At 69.6% G+C, this 19,308-nt stretch carries 15 protein-coding genes and 3 pseudogenes; 9 read left to right on the plus strand and 9 right to left on the minus strand.

The genetic code is table 11. From position 1 onward, the window contains the following. Positions 1-46: 46 nt before the first annotated feature. The 5 genes from ABT186_RS32060 to ABT186_RS32080 form a co-directional block, all read right to left on the minus strand. On the minus strand, positions 47-352 hold the full coding sequence (locus ABT186_RS32060) for a WhiB family transcriptional regulator (RefSeq protein WP_351928043.1): 306 nt from the start codon (positions 350-352) through the stop codon (positions 47-49). 18 nt (positions 353-370) lie between these two features. Then, complete coding sequence (locus ABT186_RS32065) at positions 371-1,345, minus strand: alpha/beta hydrolase (RefSeq protein WP_351231410.1); 975 nt, start codon at positions 1,343-1,345, stop codon at positions 371-373. A 188-nt stretch (positions 1,346-1,533) separates the two neighbouring features. Then, on the minus strand, positions 1,534-2,931 hold the full coding sequence (lpdA, locus tag ABT186_RS32070; RefSeq protein WP_351928045.1) for a dihydrolipoyl dehydrogenase: 1,398 nt from the start codon (positions 2,929-2,931) through the stop codon (positions 1,534-1,536). Between the two features lie 371 nt (positions 2,932-3,302). Next, positions 3,303-3,599: a Rossmann-fold NAD(P)-binding domain-containing protein gene (locus tag ABT186_RS32075; RefSeq protein WP_351231414.1), complete on the minus strand. Its 297-nt coding sequence runs from the start codon at positions 3,597-3,599 to the stop codon at positions 3,303-3,305. Between the two features lie 134 nt (positions 3,600-3,733). Next, entirely contained in the window at positions 3,734-4,939 is a 1,206-nt protein-coding gene (locus tag ABT186_RS32080) for a PucR family transcriptional regulator (RefSeq protein ID WP_351928047.1), read from the minus strand. 150 nt (positions 4,940-5,089) lie between these two features. Between ABT186_RS32080 and ABT186_RS32085 the strand changes: the two genes are divergently transcribed. The 3 genes and pseudogenes from ABT186_RS32085 to ABT186_RS32095 all read left to right on the plus strand — a co-directional run. Further along, positions 5,090-6,577: a long-chain-fatty-acid--CoA ligase gene (locus ABT186_RS32085; protein ID WP_351928049.1), complete on the plus strand. Its 1,488-nt coding sequence runs from the start codon at positions 5,090-5,092 to the stop codon at positions 6,575-6,577. A 132-nt stretch (positions 6,578-6,709) separates the two neighbouring features. Beyond that, positions 6,710-7,291, plus strand: a pseudogene (locus ABT186_RS32090) (VOC family protein); the annotation flags it as partial. 5 nt (positions 7,292-7,296) lie between these two features. Continuing rightward, a pseudogene (locus ABT186_RS32095) lies at positions 7,297-7,437 on the plus strand (fumarylacetoacetate hydrolase family protein); the annotation flags it as partial. Between the two features lie 222 nt (positions 7,438-7,659). Here the strand turns inward: ABT186_RS32095 and ABT186_RS32100 are convergent. After that, positions 7,660-8,127 carry a winged helix-turn-helix transcriptional regulator gene (locus ABT186_RS32100; RefSeq protein WP_351231420.1) on the minus strand — a complete coding sequence of 156 codons (468 nt, stop codon included), beginning with the start codon at positions 8,125-8,127 and terminating at the stop codon, positions 7,660-7,662. 94 nt (positions 8,128-8,221) lie between these two features. Here ABT186_RS32100 and ABT186_RS32105 point away from each other — a divergent pair, with 94 nt between their 5' ends. Continuing rightward, a complete protein-coding gene (locus ABT186_RS32105; protein WP_351928051.1) occupies positions 8,222-8,716 on the plus strand; it encodes a PaaI family thioesterase in 495 nt (164 codons plus the stop codon). 287 nt (positions 8,717-9,003) lie between these two features. Here the strand turns inward: ABT186_RS32105 and ABT186_RS32110 are convergent. Further along, a pseudogene (locus tag ABT186_RS32110) lies at positions 9,004-9,102 on the minus strand (F420-dependent oxidoreductase); the annotation flags it as partial. A 380-nt stretch (positions 9,103-9,482) separates the two neighbouring features. On the opposite strand from ABT186_RS32110, the gene ABT186_RS32115 reads away from it, so the two are divergent. From ABT186_RS32115 to ABT186_RS32125, 3 genes are all read left to right on the plus strand, one after another. Next, positions 9,483-11,075 carry a cytochrome P450 gene (locus ABT186_RS32115; RefSeq protein WP_351928053.1) on the plus strand — a complete coding sequence of 531 codons (1,593 nt, stop codon included), beginning with the start codon at positions 9,483-9,485 and terminating at the stop codon, positions 11,073-11,075. Then, entirely contained in the window at positions 11,065-12,066 is a 1,002-nt protein-coding gene (locus ABT186_RS32120) for a (-)-alpha-amorphene synthase (protein WP_351928055.1), read from the plus strand. Before ABT186_RS32115 ends, ABT186_RS32120 begins: the two co-directional genes overlap by 11 nt. 189 nt (positions 12,067-12,255) lie before the next feature. After that, positions 12,256-15,165, plus strand: coding sequence for an ATP-binding protein (locus ABT186_RS32125; RefSeq protein WP_351928057.1), 2,910 nt, complete (start codon positions 12,256-12,258; stop codon positions 15,163-15,165). Between the two features lie 14 nt (positions 15,166-15,179). On the opposite strand, the gene ABT186_RS32130 is transcribed toward ABT186_RS32125, so the two are convergent. After that, positions 15,180-15,608 carry an ATP-binding protein gene (locus ABT186_RS32130; protein WP_351231428.1) on the minus strand — a complete coding sequence of 143 codons (429 nt, stop codon included), beginning with the start codon at positions 15,606-15,608 and terminating at the stop codon, positions 15,180-15,182. A 146-nt stretch (positions 15,609-15,754) separates the two neighbouring features. Between ABT186_RS32130 and ABT186_RS32135 the strand changes: the two genes are divergently transcribed. Further along, positions 15,755-16,522 carry an IclR family transcriptional regulator gene (locus ABT186_RS32135; RefSeq protein WP_351231430.1) on the plus strand — a complete coding sequence of 256 codons (768 nt, stop codon included), beginning with the start codon at positions 15,755-15,757 and terminating at the stop codon, positions 16,520-16,522. A gap of 41 nt (positions 16,523-16,563) precedes the next feature. Beyond that, the gene (glpK, locus tag ABT186_RS32140) at positions 16,564-18,078 is read left to right on the plus strand and encodes a glycerol kinase GlpK (protein ID WP_351928059.1); all 1,515 of its coding nucleotides are present in this window, start codon (positions 16,564-16,566) and stop codon (positions 18,076-18,078) included. Between the two features lie 19 nt (positions 18,079-18,097). Here glpK and ABT186_RS32145 read toward each other — a convergent pair. Next, positions 18,098-19,308, minus strand: a 1,211-nt coding sequence (locus tag ABT186_RS32145) for an FUSC family protein (RefSeq protein WP_351928061.1), incomplete at its 5' end; no start/stop codon positions are given.

Here is a 19,308-nt window from a genome sequence, read left to right on the forward strand (position 1 = left end):
GTGGAATCTCGCGGGCCCTCCGTGACGGGGTGTACCGGCGCCGGTCTCAACCAGTGGCATTGAGGCCGGTGTCGGTGCCGTCGGACTCGAGGATCTGCCGGCGTTGGCTCTCGGTCATCCCGCCCCACACGCCGTAGGGTTCATGAGCCCCCAGGGCGAAGGCGCCACAGGCCTCCAGGACCGGGCAGCGCGCGCAGATCGCCAGGGCGCGCTGTTCTCTGGCCCGCCGCGACCTGCCACGTTCCCCTTGCGGGGAGTAGAAGTAGGACCCCAGGCCGCGGCAGGCGGCCCGTTGCTGCCAGTCCCACAGCGCTTCCACGGGCCGGGGCCCTGCATCCGGTTTCCTCCTCATCGGGCCTTCGCCGCCCGTTCAGTCGCCGTGCAGGGCGTTTCCGACGGCGTCGATGGCGAGTTTGCGGGCCACCTTGGTGGCGTAGCAGTCGCGGAGGCTGTCGAGCATCATGAAGTCGTGCACGATGCCCAGGACGCGCACGGCGGTGACCGGGACGCCTGCCTCCAGCAGGCGGGCGGCGTAGGCCTCGCCCTCGTCGCGCAGCACATCGGCCTCGTCGGTGATCACCAGCGCGGGCGGGAGGCCCTTGAGGTCGTCGAGGGAGGCGAGCAGCGGGGCCGCGTAGCGTTCCTTGCGCTGCGAGTCGTCGGATGTGTACTGGTCCCAGAACCAGATCATTCCGTCCCGGGTCAGGTAGTAGCCCTCGGCGAACTGCCGGTAGGACGGGGTGTCGAAGTTCGCGTCGGTGACCGGGTAGAGCAGCACTTGCGCGGTGACCCGGATGTCGCCGCGGTCCTTGGCCATCTGGGCGAAGACCGCGGACATGTTGCCGCCGACGGAGTCGCCGCAGACGACCAGGCGTGAGGCGTCGAGCCCATGATCGGCGCCGTGGGCGAGAAGCCACTGGGCGACGGCGTAGTTCTGTTCGATCTGCGTGGGGTACTTGGCTTCGGGGGCCCGGTCGTAGACGGGGAACACGGCGGCCGCGTCCGCTCCGACGGCCAGTTCCCGTACGAGGCGGTCGTGGGTGTTCTCGTCGCCGAAGACCCAGCCGGCGCCGTGGATGTAGAGAATCACCGGCAGCGGGCCGACGGCGCCCTTGGGCTTGACGATACGGGCGCGGACGGTTCCCCACTGGCCGGCGTCGACCTCGGCCCAGGCCTCGTCGATGTCCGGCCTGGGCACTCCTTCGCCCTGCTGCAGACCGGCGAGGATGTCACGCCCCTGGGCCGGTGGGACCTCGTAGATGCGCGGGTGGGGCGCGGTGGCGTCGACGAGTTCCTTTGCCGCCGGTTCAAGCTGCGGAGTGCGCGGCGGGGGCAGTTCCGACATGACGAACCTCCACGAGTTACCGGTCGGACACGCGGGTCCGACCGATCGGCAGGAACGCGCGTCGGCAAGTGCCTTTCAGTATCTCGCGCAGGAACGACATGCTCAAACGGGTCGCGGAGCGCATAGTGGAAAAAAGAGAGAAAAAGGATCGAAAAAGGACGAACCGTGCATGGCTCGTGATGGTGCCATCAGAGATTGATCATGTGCCCCGCCAGGCCGTGAATGGCGTCCTGGACCGCTTCGCTGAGCGTCGGATGCGCATGGACGTTCCTGGCGAGCTCATTCACCGTCAGATCCCACTTCTGCGCCAAGGTCAGCTCCGGCAGCAGCTCCGTCACATCAGGACCGATCATGTGGGCGCCGAGCAATTCGCCGTAGCGCCCGTCACTGACCAGCTTCACGAACCCGACCGTGTCGCCGAAGCCGTGCGCCTTGGCATTGGCCGTGAAGGGGAACTTCGCCACATGGACGTCGAAGCCCTCGTCGCGTGCCTCGCTCTCCGTCCAGCCGAAACTGGCGATCTGGGGCTGACAGAACGTGGCGCGCGGAATCATGCGGTAGTCCAGTTCCATCGTCTCCGCACCCGCGATGGTCTCGGCGGCGACGATGCCCATGGCCTCGGCGGTGTGGGCCAGCATCTGCTTCGCAGTGACATCGCCGATGGCGTAGATGTGCGGCCGGCTGGTGCGGCAGCGCCCGTCGATGTCGATGGCACCTCGCTCGGTGAGACGTACACCCGTACTGCTCAGCCCGTAGCCGGCCGTCCTCGGCTGGAAGCCCGTGGCCTGCAGGACCTTCTCCGCCTCCAGGACCTGCTGCCCGCCGCCCTGCTGGACCACCACACGGACGCCGTCCGCGGCTTCCTCGATGGACTCCACGCGGGCAGAGGTGAGCACACGGATCCCTTGGCGTTTGAAGCGCTTAGTGAGCTCTGCCGAGACGTCTTCGTCCTCCAACGGCGCGATCCGGTCGAGGAACTCGACCAACGTGACCTCAACGCCGTAGGCCCGAAGCAGGTAGGCGAACTCGACCCCGATCGCCCCGGCGCCGGCGATGATCAGGCTCGCGGGGAGACTGTCGGCGAGAATCTGTTCTTCGTAGGTGACGACGCGCTTGCCCAGCGTCGTACCGGGAAGCAGCTTCACGGTTGCGCCGGTCGCGATGATGCAATGGCGGAAGGACAGCATCACCTCCTCGTCACTCATGCGCACCTGCATCGTGTGCGGGTCGAGGAAAGTGCCCTGGCCCTCGAACTGGGCGATCTTGTTCTTGCGCATGAGATAGGTGACGCCCTTCGAGCGTCCGTCGGCCACCACACGGCTTCGCGCATAGGCGGTCCGGTAGTCCAGGGTCACGTCCCCGCTGATCTTCACACCGAACTTCTCGGCGTCATGCAGGACCAACTGCGCGACCTCGGCGTTGCGCAGGAGCGACTTGGCCGGGATACAGCCGATGTTCAGACAGACGCCGCCCCAGAAGCGTCCCTCCACGATGGCTGTACGAAGTCCCAACTGGGCCGCGCGGATGGCCGCCACGTATCCACCCGGACCCGCTCCGAGGACGACCACATCAAAGTCTGCGTTCATCACTCCACCTCTGCATTCCGACGTTCACGACGTACAGATCGAAACGACGTACAGATCGAAACGACGTACAGAGTCCTACCCATCATGGTCTCGCGTCTGCTCGCGCAGCACATCACGTGGGGCTTGTGGTACCGGTGCGCGGGTGACTACGTGAGGGGTGGCGTCTGTTCCGCCCTCAGGTCGCCGTCCGGAACAGTTCGGGGTTGTCCTCGACGAATTCCCGTACACCGGACGCCGGTCGGCCGAGTGTCCGGTGTGCGGAGACGGGTCGACGAGGACGGCGGCGACGACATGGGCGACATCGTGCGCCGTCACGGGCGAAGTACGCGTGCGGGACGGAACCCTCAGGCTTCCCTTCGGGACAGGGTGAGTCAGTGCTGACGCTGCTGCTGTGACTCGGCCGTGCGGGTGAGGTCCATCTGGGAGACAGTCATCTGCGACATGTTGACGAAAGCCTGCAGACCTCCGTAGGCGCGTGCCGCAGCAGCGGTGACCAGCGCCGCCTCCAGATACTGGGACGACACGCTCATGCCGAAATACATGCGCTGACAGCCGTCCAGTGCCTTGGTGACGTCGGCGGCGAGCGAAAGGTCCCCCACGACCAGGCGGCCCACCGAACCCACGCTCCCTGCCGCGCCGGTCACGAGAATCAGTGGGGTGTCGACCATGATCGCTCCTGCACGTCTCGAACGGATCCGAGTGACCGGCGTGCGAGCCGACGGGGAAGCCGGTAGCAGCCCGGCCAGCCTAAATCGGGCAAAGCGTTCGGGATGTCGTCGACACGGCGTGAACAACGGTCGGGTTACTGCTCTCTCCGGTAGGGCGGCACCGTGAGGGCGCCGTCCCTTGCCGCGGAGCTGCGAACCGCGACGAGAGCCGCGCCGAGGTCTGCCGCTGTGCGCGGATCGGACAGGGAACGGCCGGTCAGCTCCTCGATGCGGCGCAGCCGGTAGCGGACGGTGTTGGGGTGGACGAAGAGGCTCTGGGCCGCCGCAGTGGCGGACCCGGCGGCGGCGAACCAGTGTTCCAGGGTGTCGAGGAGGCGAGCGCGTTCCGGGGCCGGCAGGCCGAGCAGGGGTTTGAGGACCACTTCCACCAGGTGGGCCGCCTCGGCCGGAGCGGCGGCGACCAGCATGGCCAGCGGGTTGTCGTCGAACCGTGCGACGCCCGGGCCGGTGCCGGGCAGACCGGCCAGGGCCAGCCGCGCGAAGCGCAGTGCCTGCGGGGTGTCCCGCAGCGAGTGGAAGAGGGGACTGACGCCCACGCGGGCGCGGGCGCGGCGCAGGATACGCAGGCCGGCCTTCTCCGCCTCCGCCGTGGCCAGGGCGACCAGGCCTATCTGCTGGTCCGGCAACAGCCGCCAGGCGGACGGGATATGGGCCTGGCCCAGTGTCGCCTCGGTACCCGCCAGCGGCTCCTCACCCGGAGAACCGGCCGTCGCCGCGACGACCGTGTAGGGACCGCGCTCCGGCAGGCCCAGCTCCCGGGCGGCCTCCCACAGCGTGGTGCGTTCGGCGATCACGCCGGTGAACAGCGCCTCCACCAGCGCTGAGCGTCGCGCCTCGCGCTGCAGGGTCAGCTCGGCGGTGGTCTCCCGGTGGGCCGCCACCACTGCCTCGGCGTAGAGGCCGAACAGCGCCCAGATCTCCGCCGACTGGTCCACCAACTCGGCGTCGGAGACCCCATGGCCTCGCGCCTCCTCGAGGATCTCCGACCACACGAACTCGAAGCCGATCCGGTACGCGTGCAGGGTGTCGGCCAGTGGCATGCCCTGCTCGGCGCGGATACGACCGGTCTCGCGGGCGGGTCCCGGGTCCGGGGCGCCGTCACGGTGCAAATGGCTCAGCACGAGGTCCGCGTTGGCGGTGCACGAGCGGCGGAGCGAGTCGAAGGGGATCAGCGACTCGTCCGTGTAGGAATCGACGTCCGAGCGGATCCGCAGGGCCATCCGCTCGCCCAGTTCCGGAAGCCGCGCATGTATCGCCGCGACCACATCCGAGAGGTCCATTCCTGCAGCGTACTGCCCCTGTTTTGGTCTCAGGAACAATCCTGGACGGGGGATGGTGTCACCCCGCCCATAGGACGTCGCAACCGAGCGCAGCACGATGTCGGGAACGTGAACAGCGGATTTCAACGATGACGTTCGTGGAGGCGGGCCATGGCCAATCTGGCGGAGTTTCTGGTGGAGACGGCGGGGCGGCAGCCCGGACGTCCGGTGCTGCGCCTGGGGCCGCAGGTCACCACCTACGCGGAGCTGGACGAGCGCAGCGCCCGCGCCGCCGCGCTGCTGCGGGCCGAGGGTGTGCGGCCGGGGGATCGCGTCGCTCTGATGCTGCCCAACGTTCCCGAGTTCGTCGTCCTGTACTACGGCGTGCTGCGCGCCGGGGCGATCGTGGTGCCGATGAACCCGCTGCTGAAGACGCGGGAGACCGAGTACCACCTGAACGACTCCGGGGCGGTGCTGCTGTTCGAGTGGCACCAGGCGCCCGGCGAGGGGGCCCAGGGCGCGGCCGCCGCCGGGGTGCGGCACATCGCGGTGGAGCCTTCCGTCTTCGCCGAGCTGCTGGCCGGGCACGAGCCGCTGTCCGGGGTGACGGAGACGGCCGGCGAGGACGTGGCCGTACTGCTGTACACGTCGGGCACCACCGGGCGTCCCAAGGGCGCCGCGCTCACCCACGCCGGACTGCGGCACAACACCGACGTCAACGCGACGCTCATACAGCGGATGACGTCGGAGGACGTGGTGGTGGGATGTCTGCCGCTGTTCCATATATTCGGCCAGATCTGCACCATGAGCGTGGCCGTCCGCAGCGGCGCCTCGCTCGTCCTGATCCCGCGCTTCGACCCGGGGACCGTGCTGGACGCCATCGCCCGCGAGCGTGCGACGGTGTTCGAGGGCGTGCCGACGATGTACGCGGCGCTGCTGCAGCACCCCGCGGAGGCGGATGTGTCGACGCTGCGGATGTGCATCTCCGGTGGGGCCTCGCTGCCGGTGGAGGTCCTGCACGGCTTCGAGCGGCGCTTCGGCTGCATGGTGCTGGAGGGTTTCGGCATGTCAGAGACCAGCCCGGTGGTCAGCTTCAACCACCCCGACCGGCCGCGCAAGGCCGGGTCCGTCGGCACCCCGATCCAGGACGTGGAGGTGCGGCTGCTGGACGAGAAGGGCCAGGATGTGGCCTTCGGCGAGATCGGCGAGCTGGCCGTGCGCGGGCCGAACGTGATGAAGGGGTACTGGAACCGTCCGGAGGAGACCGCGGCCACCATCCCGGACGGCTGGCTGCGCACGGGCGATCTCGCGCGGCAGGACGAGGACGGCTACCTCTACATCGTCGACCGCAAGAAGGACATGATCATCCGCGGCGGTTACAACGTCTATCCGCGCGAGATCGAGGAGGTGCTGCACGAGCACCCGGCGGTCGCGCTCGCCGCGGTGGTGGGGGTGTCCCACCAGGAGCTGGGCGAGGAGATCGCGGCCGCGGTGGTTCTGCGGCCGGGCGCGCAGGCCGCGCCCGAGGAGCTCCAGCAGTACGTCAAGGACCGGGTGGCGGCGTACAAGTACCCGCGCGCGGTGTGGCTCGTGGACAAGCTGCCCACCGGGCCCAGCGGCAAGATCCTCAAGCGGGAGATCAGCGCGCCGGCGCAGTGACCACACGGTTCCTCGGTGCCCAGGTACGGCGACGCCTGCCGCAGTTCTGATGAATCCATCATTTGGATAGCTGTCAACTATTGACGATGAGATGAACAGAGTTGATGAAGGCAATGATGCTTGGAGGACGTCATGTCCCACACCCAAGGCGGCAGGGCCGAGGCCGGCACCGCTCACCAGAACCTGCACAGTGAGCGGGGTGCCCTGCGCGGCGAGCACCAGGGACGGGCCCGCAACCCGGTGATCAAGGTGGCGGACCTGGCCTGGCTCGAGTTCGAGAAGCCCGATCTGGGCGGGGCCGAGGTGTTCGCCCGGGATTTCGGGTTTTCGGTGGCGGCCCGCACTCCGGACAGCCTCTGGCTGCGCGGCACCTTCGCCGGCCCGCCCTGCATGGTGATCCGCAGGGGCCGTACGTCCCGCTTCATCGGCCCGGCGTTCCGTGCGGTCGAGCGGGCCGACCTGGACCGGCTGGCCCGCGCCACCGGCTCCGCCGTACGCGACCTGGACGTACCCGGCGGCGGGAGGGCGGTCGACCTGCTCGATCCCTCCGGCTTCCCGGTGCGGGTGGTGCACTGTGCCGGGCAGCTGCCCGCGCTGCCCGAGCAGCGGCCGCTCACCCTGAACACCGGTACCGAACACCGTCGTACGAATGCCGCGCAGCGCCCGCCGCGAGAGCCGTCCCGAATCCAGCGCCTGGGACATGTGGTGCTGGAGCGCGGTCCGGTTCTGTCAGCGGGCCGCGCGACACGATCGTGCGGCCGTCGCACGTGAAGTTCCTCGACTACGAGGTCGAACTCGGCCTGGTCATGGGTGCACCGCTGCCCGTGGGCACCGTGGTCGAGGAGCGGGATCTGCCGTCGTAAGTCGCCGGTCTCGTCCTCACCAACGACATCAGCGCCCGTGACGTACAGCTGACGGTGATGATGTAGCCCGCAGCACCGCGGCTGCTACAGGGCGCGCCCGCCGACCAGGTGGTCAACCCCGCCGCCGTCGACAACCCGGACCTCATTGAGTACTTCGCCCGCCTGGGGGCCAGGCGCCGACGCCCCGACCGATGACCCGGCCTCCGTTGCGGGCCCGCGTCATGCCTGACGACGGGCCCCCGGCCCCGGCCGGGCGGTGACATCCGCCGGGGTCAGCGCGGTGTGCTCGGCCGAGCACTCGACGACGACGCGCACCGGGGCACCGCACTCGGTATGGCGAATGTCCAGCAGGGCGCCCTCCGGGGCGGCGGCATACGTCTCGCCCCACTGCCGCAGCGCGATCAGGACGGGCCACAGGTCCCAGCCTTTACGGGTCACGTGGTACTCGTTGCGGGAGCGACTGCCCGGCTCCCGGTAGGGCACGGTCTCCAGGATGCCGGCCGAGGTCAGCTTCCGGAGCCGGTCGCTCAGGACCGCCTCCGACAGGCCGATATGGCGGTGGAAGTCGTCGAAGCGGCGGACTCCGTTGACGGCGTCCCTAAGGATCAGCAGCGTCCACTTCTCGCCGACCAGATCGAGCGTGCGCTGGACGGAGCAGTTCTCCGTGCTCACCTCAAGCCAGTTCATGCCCTCATGGTACGGAGTCTGGCTTCGTCATTGACAGTCAGAGCAAGCGAGAGCTAGCTTCGGCTTTCGAAGGCAGAGAGGGAGGCGCCAGAGCGTGGGACGGATCCGTACGTACGAGTGGGAAGATCCGGCGATCTCGGCAGCGGCCGCCGGACGGGTCCCCGGCATGGACTTCCTACGCGACATCCAGGCGGGGCGTCTGCCCGGTCCGCCCATCACCGCCACCCTGGACATCGCACTCGACGAGGTCGAGCCCGGCAGAGTGGTGTTCTCACTGGCCCCGGGCGAGGAGCACTACAACCCGATCGGCAGCGTGCACGGCGGCGTCTACGCCACCCTCCTCGACTCCGCGGCAGGCTGCGCCGTCCATTCCACGCTGCCCGAGGGCATGGCGTACACGTCGCTCGACCTGACCGTGAAGTTCCTGCGCCGGATCACGGTGGACACGGGGAGGGTGCGCGCCATCGGCACGGTCGTCCACAGGGGCCGCCAAACCGCCCTCGCCGAGGCGAAGTTGGTCGACGCGACGGACCGCCTGCTGGCTCACGCCACCAGCAGCTGCATGCTTTTCCCGGTACCCCCCTCGTAGCCGGTCCCAGCACGGGTCACTCCTCGGCCGTTACCGGCCAGGACCTGGAAGACCTGATCGACGGCCTGGTCCATCACACCTGGCCCACGGGCCGGCACACCGACGACATCGCGGTGCTTCTCCTGCGCGCCACCTGCACACAGCCGTGAGCCAGAGCTGCGGCACGTGCCCTCACGCCGGTCGAGCGGCTCATTCCGGGAGAACGGGTGACCAAGGTGCCGGCGACGCCGTACGCGGCCCGGCGAAGAAGCCGTCACGGTGACAGTACCCGTGACCTCGCCCGCAGTGATCATGTGTTCGCCGACCATGGCGGCGTCGAAGCCGGCGTCCTCGGCCTCACGGGCCCAGCGCACGGCGGCGGGCAGGTCGGCCCGGCCGCCGGTCAGCGCTCAGAGGGGTAGGCATGTCGGGTGTCCTTCGCCGCCAAGGGTTACCGGTGAGCCGTACGGGATGGACAGTTGCTCAGGTGCCGACACCGCCACCCCGAGCAGCAACGTCATATCATTTGAGTCCGAATGATCCAAGAGGTGTGCGGCCATGTGGTGCGGTGGGTGGACGTAACGCGGCCCGTGCAGAAGCAAATCCTCAGTCGGTGTAGCAGGCATCTACGGCGGTTCGCCGATGCTTCTCTGTGCTCCTGTGCGCCCCCTCGAAAAAGGGATTCCGGGAGGCCTCAACGGGTTGGACTGGGCAGGACATGACTCAGGTGTCCAGCCGGTGGGACATTCACCGATTTCCCCGGTTCGAATGAGGAAGGTGGCATTCCATGAGCGGTGCCGAACCCAAAGCAGAGCGAATATGGTCCGTGGGTACTGCGCCAGGCATATTCCCAATCGTCGGTCACGGTATCACCCTGTTCCGTCGCCCGTTGGACTTTCTGAATTCCCTGCCCGTGTACGGGGATCTGGTCGAGATACGCCTCGGCCCGCAGCGCGCGTGGCTGGCCTGCCACCCCGAGCTGGTCCACCGGATCCTCATGGACCCGCGTACCTTCGACAAGGGCGGGCCGCAGTACGACCGGCTCCGGCCGCTGATGGGAAACGGCCTGGTCACCTGCGGTCATGAAGAACATCGACGGCAGCGCAGGCTCATCCGGCCCACCTTCCACCCGTCCCGCATCGCCGACTACACGCGGGTGATGGGGGAGGAGGCCGAGTCGGTGTTCCGTGCGTGGCGGCCGGGGGAGAAGGTCGATGTCAGCGCGGCGATGCTGGCGCTGACCACCCGCGTGACCAGTCGGGTCCTGCTCTCCGACGCACTCGACGCCGCGACCGTCGCCGAGGTACGGGACTGCCTCGCGGCCCTCGTCCGGGGCCTGTTCATCCGCACGGTCGTACCGCTCGGCCCACTGTTCCGTATTCCCACGCCCGCGAACCGCCGCTACCGGCAGGCCTTCGACCGCCTGCACGCGATCATCGACGCGGCCATCGACCGGCGCCGGCAGGGCTCGCCCCGCGACGATCTGCTGGGCACCCTGCTGAACGCCGAGGCGGACCACGGCGGAGACGGTGCGGCGGCTGCGGTCAGCGGGCAGGAAATCCATGACCAGCTGATCACGCTCCTGCTCACCGGAGTCGAGAGCACGGCGATGTGCCTGGGCTCCGTCTTCAGCCTGCTGCCCCGTCACCCGGAGGTCGAGCGCCGGCTGCACTCCGAGGTCGACGCGGTGCTCGCCCACGCAGGGCGGCCGGGCCTCGAGGAACTGCCGCGCCTGGTCTACACCCGCAGCGTGGTCACCGAGACCCTGCGCGCGTATCCGCCCGGCTGGCTCTTCACCAGGGTCACCACCAGGGAGACGGACCTCGCCGGAATCCGGCTCCCGAAGGGAGCCACCGTCCTGTACAGCCCCTATCTTCTGCACCACGATCCCGCGTCGTTCCCCGACCCCGACCGATTTCTCCCCGATCGCTGGCTTCCGGAGCAGGTCACGGCCGTACCGCACGGTGCGCTGCTGCCTTTCGCGGCGGGCAGCCGCAAATGCGTCGGGGACACGTTCGCCATGGCGGAGGCCACGCTGGCCGTCGCGACGATCGCCAGTCGCTGGCGCCTGCGTCCGCTCCCCGGGCATGTCGAGCAGCCGCGTCCAGCGGCGACCCTCGGACCGAGGTCGTTGGTGATGATCTGCGAACCCCGCTCATGTACGGGGTCCGGGGAAGCCCCGGCACAGGTTTCACGGACCGCGGGCAAAGGCCGTCCGCACCCCGCGCAATCATCTCCTCCGCCCCGGCCGGAAGGCCCGTGTACTGCGCGCGAAATGTTGTCGCGGTCCGAGCAGATGTCCCTCACAACCGGAATGACACAGACACCTCGGCCACGGGGCCGGCGAAGGGAAGGCGACAAAGGTGACCATGACGCATGAGGGTCTCCCGCCCGCATCGCACAACGGAATTCATGTCGGAAGTCTGAAGGAACAGATCCAGGCCGAGCTCTACATGCCCTTCCCCTTCCTGAGTAATCCCCATGAACCCGAGGCCCTGGCCGGTGTGGAGAATTGGTTACGCAAATGCGGGCTGACGGACGACCCCGCGGTGGCGGCGATGATCGCCTACACCCGCCCCGCCCAACTCGCCTCCTACACCAGCCCCACGGTGAACGCCGACATCCTCCGGATCGTGGCCAACCAGATCGCCTACCAGTTCGTCTTCGACGACCGCGCCGAGGACGTCGGCCGACGGTCGCCGAGCCGACTGCTGCCCATGCTGAGCGAGAGCATCGCCGTCCTGCGCGACGACCGACCGCCCAGCACCCTCCTTGGAGCCGCCCTCGCAGATCTCCACCGGCAGGTCAGGGAACACTGCACCCCCGCACAGTCCGCTCGATGGGCCTGGTACAGCCGCGAGTATGTGCACGGCCTGTTGTACGAGGCGGTGGCCCAGACCGACCCGCTCCGGCTGGGGATCCGGCTGTGCGGTTCGATACGGTCGCTCACCGCGGGCGTCGAGCCCTTCCACCCGCTGTGCGAGGCGGCACAGCCTCACGAACTGACGCCCGCGGAGCTCGGTCACCCCGCCATGCGGCGTCTGCGGCGGCTGTCGGCCGACGCGGCCGTGTGGATACCCGACCTGTTCTCCGCGGTGAAGGAGCAACGGGCGGGCGGAGTGATCAATCTGGCTCTCGCCTACCGCCATGACCACCGCTGCTCCCTGCCGGAGGCCGTCACTCTCGCGACCAGGCGGATCAACGACACCATCCGGGAGTTCGAGCGGCTCGCCGGAGAGACACTGCCGGAGCTGAGCCCCGCCGGCCGGGGCTATGTGGAATGCATGGCCGGCTGGATCCGAGGCTGCTACTACTGGTCCCTCGGTGTGCCGCGCTACGCGGACACCGCGACCGTGCCCGCCGGCCAATGACGAACGGCTGGGCTCCCCGAAGGAGCCCAGCTCAGCCGCGTTACCCGAGGTGCTGACGGGCAAACCGGCGCCGTGAACGATTCACTCTTTCCATATGCGCTGACCTCCCAAAGCCTCTACCGGGCGGCCACCGGGGCGTACGCTCGACGCTGTCTTCCAGGAGCTGACAGCAGGAAGCGACAGGGGCACATGGCGGACGGAACACGGCAACCGGTCACCGGGCGCCGGGCGTTGCTCGAGCGCCATCGGGAACTCGAGGCGGTCGACTCGGCATTGTCGGACCTTCACGACGCCGTGGACGGCGTCGCGCGAGCGCGGCAGGGCGGGCTGCTCGCCTTCACCGGTTCGGGGGGATTCGGGAAGACGACACTCCTCGGGGAAGTGCGTACCCGCGCCACGGCGCAGGGGTTCACGGTGCTCTCGGGCAGGGGCGGCGAGAAGGAACAGGGCCTGGCGTTCCGCGTGGTGCGCCAGCTCGTGCAGCCGGTCCTGGCAGCGATGGACGAGGCGGAACGCCGGGAGGTGCTGGGGAGTTGGTACGACATCGTCGCCGCCGCCCTGGGACTGGAGGCGGAGGACACTGCCCGAGTGCCGGATCCGACCGGGGTGCGCGACGGCCTGGACTGGGTCATGACCCGGCTGACGGTGATCAAGGCTCCGGTCGTCCTGCTCCTGGACGACATGCACTGGGCCGATGAGGAGTCCCTGAGCTGGCTCGCCTCCTTCGCGCCACGGGCGGAAGGCCTTCCGCTGCTCATCGTCGTCGCCTACCGGCCCGACGAACTGCCGCCCGAGGCGACCGCCTTCCGCTCGCTGGCCGAACGTCACGGAAACCGTCCCTACGCACTGGCGCCGCTCACCGCCGAGGGCGTGGCGCGGATCGTGCGGGACGAAGTCGGTGAGGGAGCCGAGGACGATTTCTGCGACGAATGCTGGGCGATCACCGGCGGAAGCCCGTTCGAGACGGTCGAGCTCGCCATCCGGCTCCGGGAACGGCAAGTACGGGGCACCCAGGGCGAGTTGCCCGTGGTGCGAGACCTCGCCTCGGCGGTCAAGGGTGCCGGAATGATCGAGAGCCTGCAGCGCCTCGGCGGCCCCACCGTCCGGTTCGCCTGGGCCGCTGCCGTACTGGGATCCCCCATCTCGCCGGAACTCGCCGCCACCATCGCGGTGCTCGGCAGCGAGCAGGCCGCCGAGGCGGCCGAGAAGTTACGTGCCGCCCGCATCCTGGCCGACGGCCCCGGCCCCGGGGGCGGCCTGGAGTTCGTTCATCCCCTGATCGCCACGGCCGTCTACCGGGCCATCCCCTCCGGCCTGCGGGTGGGGATGCACAACGCCGCCGCTGAGGCCGTCCGCGCGGCGGGACTCGGAGCCACCGCGGCGGCCCGGCATCTGCTGGAGGTCCCCTGCGAGGGCAACGCCGAAGCGGTCCAGTGCCTGCGGGAGGCCGCACGTGAGTACCTCCGTGCCGGAGCTCCGGAGGCCGCACGGCGTGTGCTGACCCGGGCACTGCGGGAGCCACCCGCTCGGGAGGAGCGCGCGGCGATTCTCTACGAACTCGCAGGCTCGACGTTTCTGATCGAGCCCACGGCGACCGTCGGCCATCTGCGGGCGGCGCTGACGGAACCCGTGAACGACGACGAGCTGCGCGCCCGTATCGTCTACCGGCTGACCCAGGCACTGGCCCACACCGATCGAGTGGCCGAGGCCGCGACCGTGGCCGAGAACGAGGCGCGGCAGGCCACCAATCCGCGTACGCGGCTGCGTATGCAGGCCGACCATTTCCAATGGAGCCAGTGCCGGGCCGACGAACCGGACTCGCCGGCCCGTTCGCGCAGGCTGGCACGGCTGGCCGAACGCCTGACCGGTCGCGGTCCGGGGGAGCGTTACATCCTCGGGCTGAGGGCCTGGGACGCCCTGCTGCGCGGCGAATCGCGCAGAACGGTCCTCACATACGCCGAGGAGGCGCTGCGCGGCGGACTGAGCTGGACCGACGAGAACCGGGGCTTCGAGGTGCCGGTCTCCGTCGCCCTGACGTTCATGTACTGCGACCAGCCACGACGGGCCGAAGAGCTGTTCACCCGGGGCATCGCGGAATGCGAGGCGAAGGGCTGGCGCGGCTCCCATCTGGCTCTCGGTCAGACCCTCTTCGGCTACATCCGCCACCGCCGCGGCTGTCTGGCCGAGGCGGAGGAACTGGTACGGGAGGGCCTGCGCATCGCCGTCCGGGTGGAGGGGGCGGTGCCCGCCCAGTTGTTCGCCATCGGCATCCTCATCCAGATCCTGCTGGCCCGGGGACGGACCGCCGACGCGCGCCGGCTCGCCGACTCCTACCACTACGGGGAGATCGTCCCCAATGCCGTCGTCTACCCCGATCCCCGCACGGTGTACGCCGAACTGCTTCTGGCGGAGGGGCGACACGAGGAGGCGGAGGAACTGCTGTCCGCCGTCGGGGAGTGGCTGGAGTCACGGGCCTGGCGCAATCCTGCGTGGTGTCCCTGGCGCCTGGACCTGGCGTCCGCCGTCGCTCCCAAGGCTCCAGAGCGGGCGGTCCGCCTGGCCCGGGACGCCGTCAAGCTGGCACGGGACTTCGGCGCGGCCTCCGCGATCGGCCGGGCGCTGCACGTCGAGGCCGAGATGACCGGCGGACCGGCCGCGCTGGACCTCCACGCGGAGGCCGTCGGGCATCTGGAGCGTTCACCGGCCTCGTACGAGCTGGCCGAGGCCCTGGTCGGCCATGGCGCCGCGCTGTTCCGCAACGGCCGGCTGCAGGAGGCCGCCGACCGGCTCTACCGGGGCCTGGAGGGCGCCGTCCACTGCGGTGCGGAGGCCCTGGCCTCCCGAGCCAGGGAAGAACTGTCCGCGGCGGGGCTGCGGCCCCTGCCCCTGCGCTACGCGCAGACGGACACGCTCACGGCTCATGAGCGCAAAGCCGCCGAAATGACGGCCCAGGGCCATCCCGAGGCGGTGGTCGCGAAGGATCTGTGTCTCACCGAGCAGGGCGTCAGGCAGCTGCTGTGCTCCGTCTACCGGAAGATCGGAACCGATGCCACCGGCCTCGCGAGCGCCCTGGAGACCTTTCCCCGCCCCCGATCGTGACCGCCGGAGGGAGTTCACCCCACGAGCACGTCCGCCCACCAGCTGGTGCCCCCGGAGTGCTCGCGTACACCGGACCGGGCCGCCAGCGTGGTGACGATGTCGATGCCCCGGCCGTGCTCGTCCGGGTCGACTTCTCGGGCCGGCAGCCCGGCCGTAGCCGCAGCCCCCATGTCGGTCACATCGACGTGTACGGCCCTGCAACCGTCCACCAGGACGCGCGAAAGCCGCAGTGTTGCCGGGGGCAGGGCATGGACGACCGCATTGGTGATCAGCTCCGAGACCACCAGGAGCACGTCGTCGGCGCCGTCGGGGGGCAGGTCCCAGGTGCCGAGAACCGCGGTCACGCGTCGCCGTACGGCCGGGACGGCCTTGGGGGCGTGCGGCAGCGGAAAGACGTATTCGACTTCCGCGCCGGGCGCGGCGTTGAGCTGCGCTACAGTCATATGCCCTCCTCCAACAGTCCCCGCTTCCGGCCGCAGGCCGGGCGTTATGGCACGCTAAGGAGGGATCCGCGGGCGGTCAATGAACATGGGTCGGCATTACCGAACGGAAGTCTGAAATCAGGGCGAAATCGGACTAGGATCGCATCATGGCCGGCCCAGTCCAGTCCATAGAACGGGCGGCGGCGATCCTGCGTCTGCTCGCCGGCGGTCCGCGTCGGCTGGGCCTCGGCGAGGTGGCGTCGTCGCTCGGGCTCGCCAAGGGCACCGCCCACGGCATTCTCCGCACCCTGCAACACGTGGACTTCGTCGAGCAGGACGCCGCGACCGGAAAGTACCAGCTCGGGGCGGCGCTGCTGCACCTCGGCACCAGCTACCTCGACGTCAATGAGCTGCGGTCGCGCTCCATCAACTGGGCCGACGCCCTGGCCGCCCGCAGCGGGGAGGCCGTCCGCCTGGGCACGCCCCTGGAGGGCAAGGTGCTCGTGGTCCACCACGTCTTCCGGCCGGACGACACCCTTCAGACCCTGGACGTGGGCACGCTGCTGCCGCTGCACGCCTCCTCGCTCGGCAAGGTCCTGCTCGCCTTCGGGGCCGAGCCGGTCGAACCCCTGGTCGCGGCCGGACTGGAGGCGTACACCCGGCACACCCTGGTCCTCCCGGACGACCTCAACCGGACGCTCGCCGAGATCCGCGAACTCGGGTGGGGCGCCGAGGTACAGGAAATGAGCATGGGCGAGGCCGGCATCGCCGCGCCGATCCGGGGGTCGGGCGGCCTCGTCGTGGGCGCGATCGGCGTATCCGGCCCGGTCGAGCGGATCTGCGACTCCAAGGGGCAGCCCCAACCGGCCCTGATCACCCTGCTGCGGGAGGCTGCACGGGCGATCTCCAGAGACCTGGGCGCGGCCCGCTGGTAGGTACCGGCGCCCCCGCGACGCATCGGAAGGCAGGCCCGATCATGGTTGAACGGTATGTGATGTCCATCGACCAGGGCACCACCTCCACACGATGCATCCTGTTCGACCACCGCGGGCGGCTGGTGTCGGTCGCCCAGCGGGAGCATCAGCAGTACTTCCCCCGGCCCGGCTGGGTCGAGCACGACGCCGTCGAGATCTGGCGCAACCTCCAGCGCATCGTGCCCGAGGCAGTGGCGAACGGCGGCATGGACGCCCGGCAGATCGCCGCCATCGGGATCGCCAACCAGAGGGAGACGACGGTGCTCTGGGACCGGCGGACCGGCCTTCCGCTGGGCAGGGCGATCGTCTGGCAGGACACCCGTACCGCTCCGCTCGTCGAGGACCTGAGGAAACAGCCCGGGGACGAGTTCTTCCTCGACCGCTGCTGCCTTCCCCCCTCGACCTACTTCTCGGCGCCCCGTATCCGATGGCTGTTCGACCACGTGGACGGGCTGGAGCAGCGCGCCCAGGACGGCGAGGTGCTGTTCGGCACGATCGAGAGCTGGCTGATCTGGAATCTCACCGGCGGTACGGACGGCGGCCTGCACATCACCGACGCCACCAACGCCAGCCGCACCATGCTCATCAACATCCGCACGCTGACCTGGGACGAAGACTTGTTGGAGTTCTTCGGGGTCCCGCACTCGATGCTGCCCGAGATCCGGCCCTCCGCCGAGACCTACGCCGAGGCCCGGTCGGTCCTCCCGGGCGTCCGCATCACGGCCGCCCTCGGCGACCAGCAGGCCGCCCTGTTCGGCCAGACCTGCTTCTCGCCGGGCGAAGCGAAGTGCACCTACGGGACCGGCAGCTTCCTGGTGATGAACACCGGCACCGACCTCGTACGGTCCCGCCACGGACTCCTCACCACCGTGGCGTACAAGATCGCGGGCCAGCCCACGGTCTACGGTCTGGAAGGCCCGATCGCCGTCACCGGCTCGCTGGTCCAGTGGTTCCGCGACCGTCTGGGACTGATCAGCAGCGCACCCGAGATCGAGACCCTGGCACGCACCGTCGAGGACAACGGCGGCTGCTACATCGTCCCGGCGTTCTCCGGACTGTTCGCACCCCACTGGCGCAGCGACGCCCGCGGAGTCATCGTCGGCCTCACCTCCTACATCACCAAGGGCCACCTGGCACGAGCCGTCCTGGAGGCCACCGGCTGGCAGACCCGTGAGGTCGTCGACGCCATGAACGCCGACTCCGCGCTCGCCATGAAGCAGCTCAAGGTGGACGGCGGCATGACCTCCAACAACCTGCTCATGCAGTTCCTGGCCGATGTGCTCGACGTCCCCGTGGTGCGTCCCCTGGTCGCCGAGACCGTCTCGCTCGGCGCGGCCTACGCCGCCGGCCTCGCCGCCGGGTTCTGGCCCGATCTGGAGGTTCTGCGCCGCAACTGGCACCGGGCGGCCCAGTGGCTGCCGGACATGGACCCCGAGCGTCGGGAGTGGGAGTACCTCTGCTGGCGGCGAGCCGTCGAGCGGTCCCTGGGGTGGATCCAGCCGCCGAAACCTTCCTGACGTGGCTCGTCGCCGCGGGTCAGGACGGCGCGCCCGCCCCCGCCGCCGCCACCAGGTCGGGCTGCAGCCGGCGCGCGGCTTTGAGGTGGTCAGCGGTCCAGATGATGCGTACGGCGGTGGCCGTCGCCTGCCCGTGGTCGTCGCCCAGATCCTGGCGGACGCCCTCGACCAGGCGTGCCTCGGCGGCGGGATTGCGCGACAGGGGATCCGGGACAGAGGTGTGCCGGGCCAGGGCGACGGCCAGATCCCGGTACCAGTCCGACACCCGGCCCGCGGCCCCCAGCAGTACGAGACGGGCGTCGTCCCGGCCCGCATCCGCGTCCGGTCGGCCTTCGGTCCGGCCCGCATCGGAGCGCTGTCGCCCGTCGTCGCGGTACCACAGTCCCAGTACGGCATCCGCGGCGAGCCGCAGCCCGACGACGCCCGTGACAAGGGTGGTCATGTTCGCCAGGGGTACGGGCTTCGGGCCGCGTTCGGCGAGGTAGCTGCGGAAGGCGTCGTCGAGTCTGCGGGCGGCGGCCGCGGCCTCGCGGCGTTCCTGCACCGGAGCCTCGGCCGGTGCGGGGTCGGTGCCGGAGCGGCCGACGGCGTACTCCACCGCGCCGGCCAGATAGCGGGCGCTGTCCGTGTATGCCTCGGCGAGAGCCCGGTCGACGGCGGACGCGGCGCCGCGCGGCCAGAACAGCAGGCCCACCAGCACGCTCACCGCGCAGCCGAGGGAGATGTCCTGGAGCCGTAGCAGCGCAATGTGCCAGTTGGGTTGGTGCCCGATGTTGAACAGGATCACCAGGGTGATCGTGAAGGCTGCCTGGCCGGCCGCGAACGAGATGGCGGTGGGGGCGATGCCGGCCAGCAGCACGGCCGACGGCAGCAGGAACCACAGCAGGGTGCCGTGGTGGCCGATGAGGTGAAGCAGTCCTGCCCCGATGAGTGAGCCCGCGATCGTCCCGCCCAGGGCGCGCAGCGCCTTCTGACCGGTGTTGAGCGCGTTGGAGCGCAGCACGGACAGGGTTCCCAGGAGCACCCAGAAGGAGTGCTGAACGCTCGTCGCGTGGGCGAGAGCGACCGCGATGCCGAGGCCGAGGGCGCCCCGGATGCTGTTGTGCAGCCAGACGGAATGCGACTGAAGGTGGGCGGCTGCCCGCGCGCGGGGAGCCCCCAGCGGTGCGGTCGGAGCGACGGGATCGCGTCCCGCCGGTGTGGTGAATCCAGTTAAGGGCGGCCGCGCGG

It is taken from the genome of Streptomyces sp. NPDC001634 (genome assembly GCF_040298185.1).
Lineage (GTDB): Bacteria > Actinomycetota > Actinomycetes > Streptomycetales > Streptomycetaceae > Streptomyces.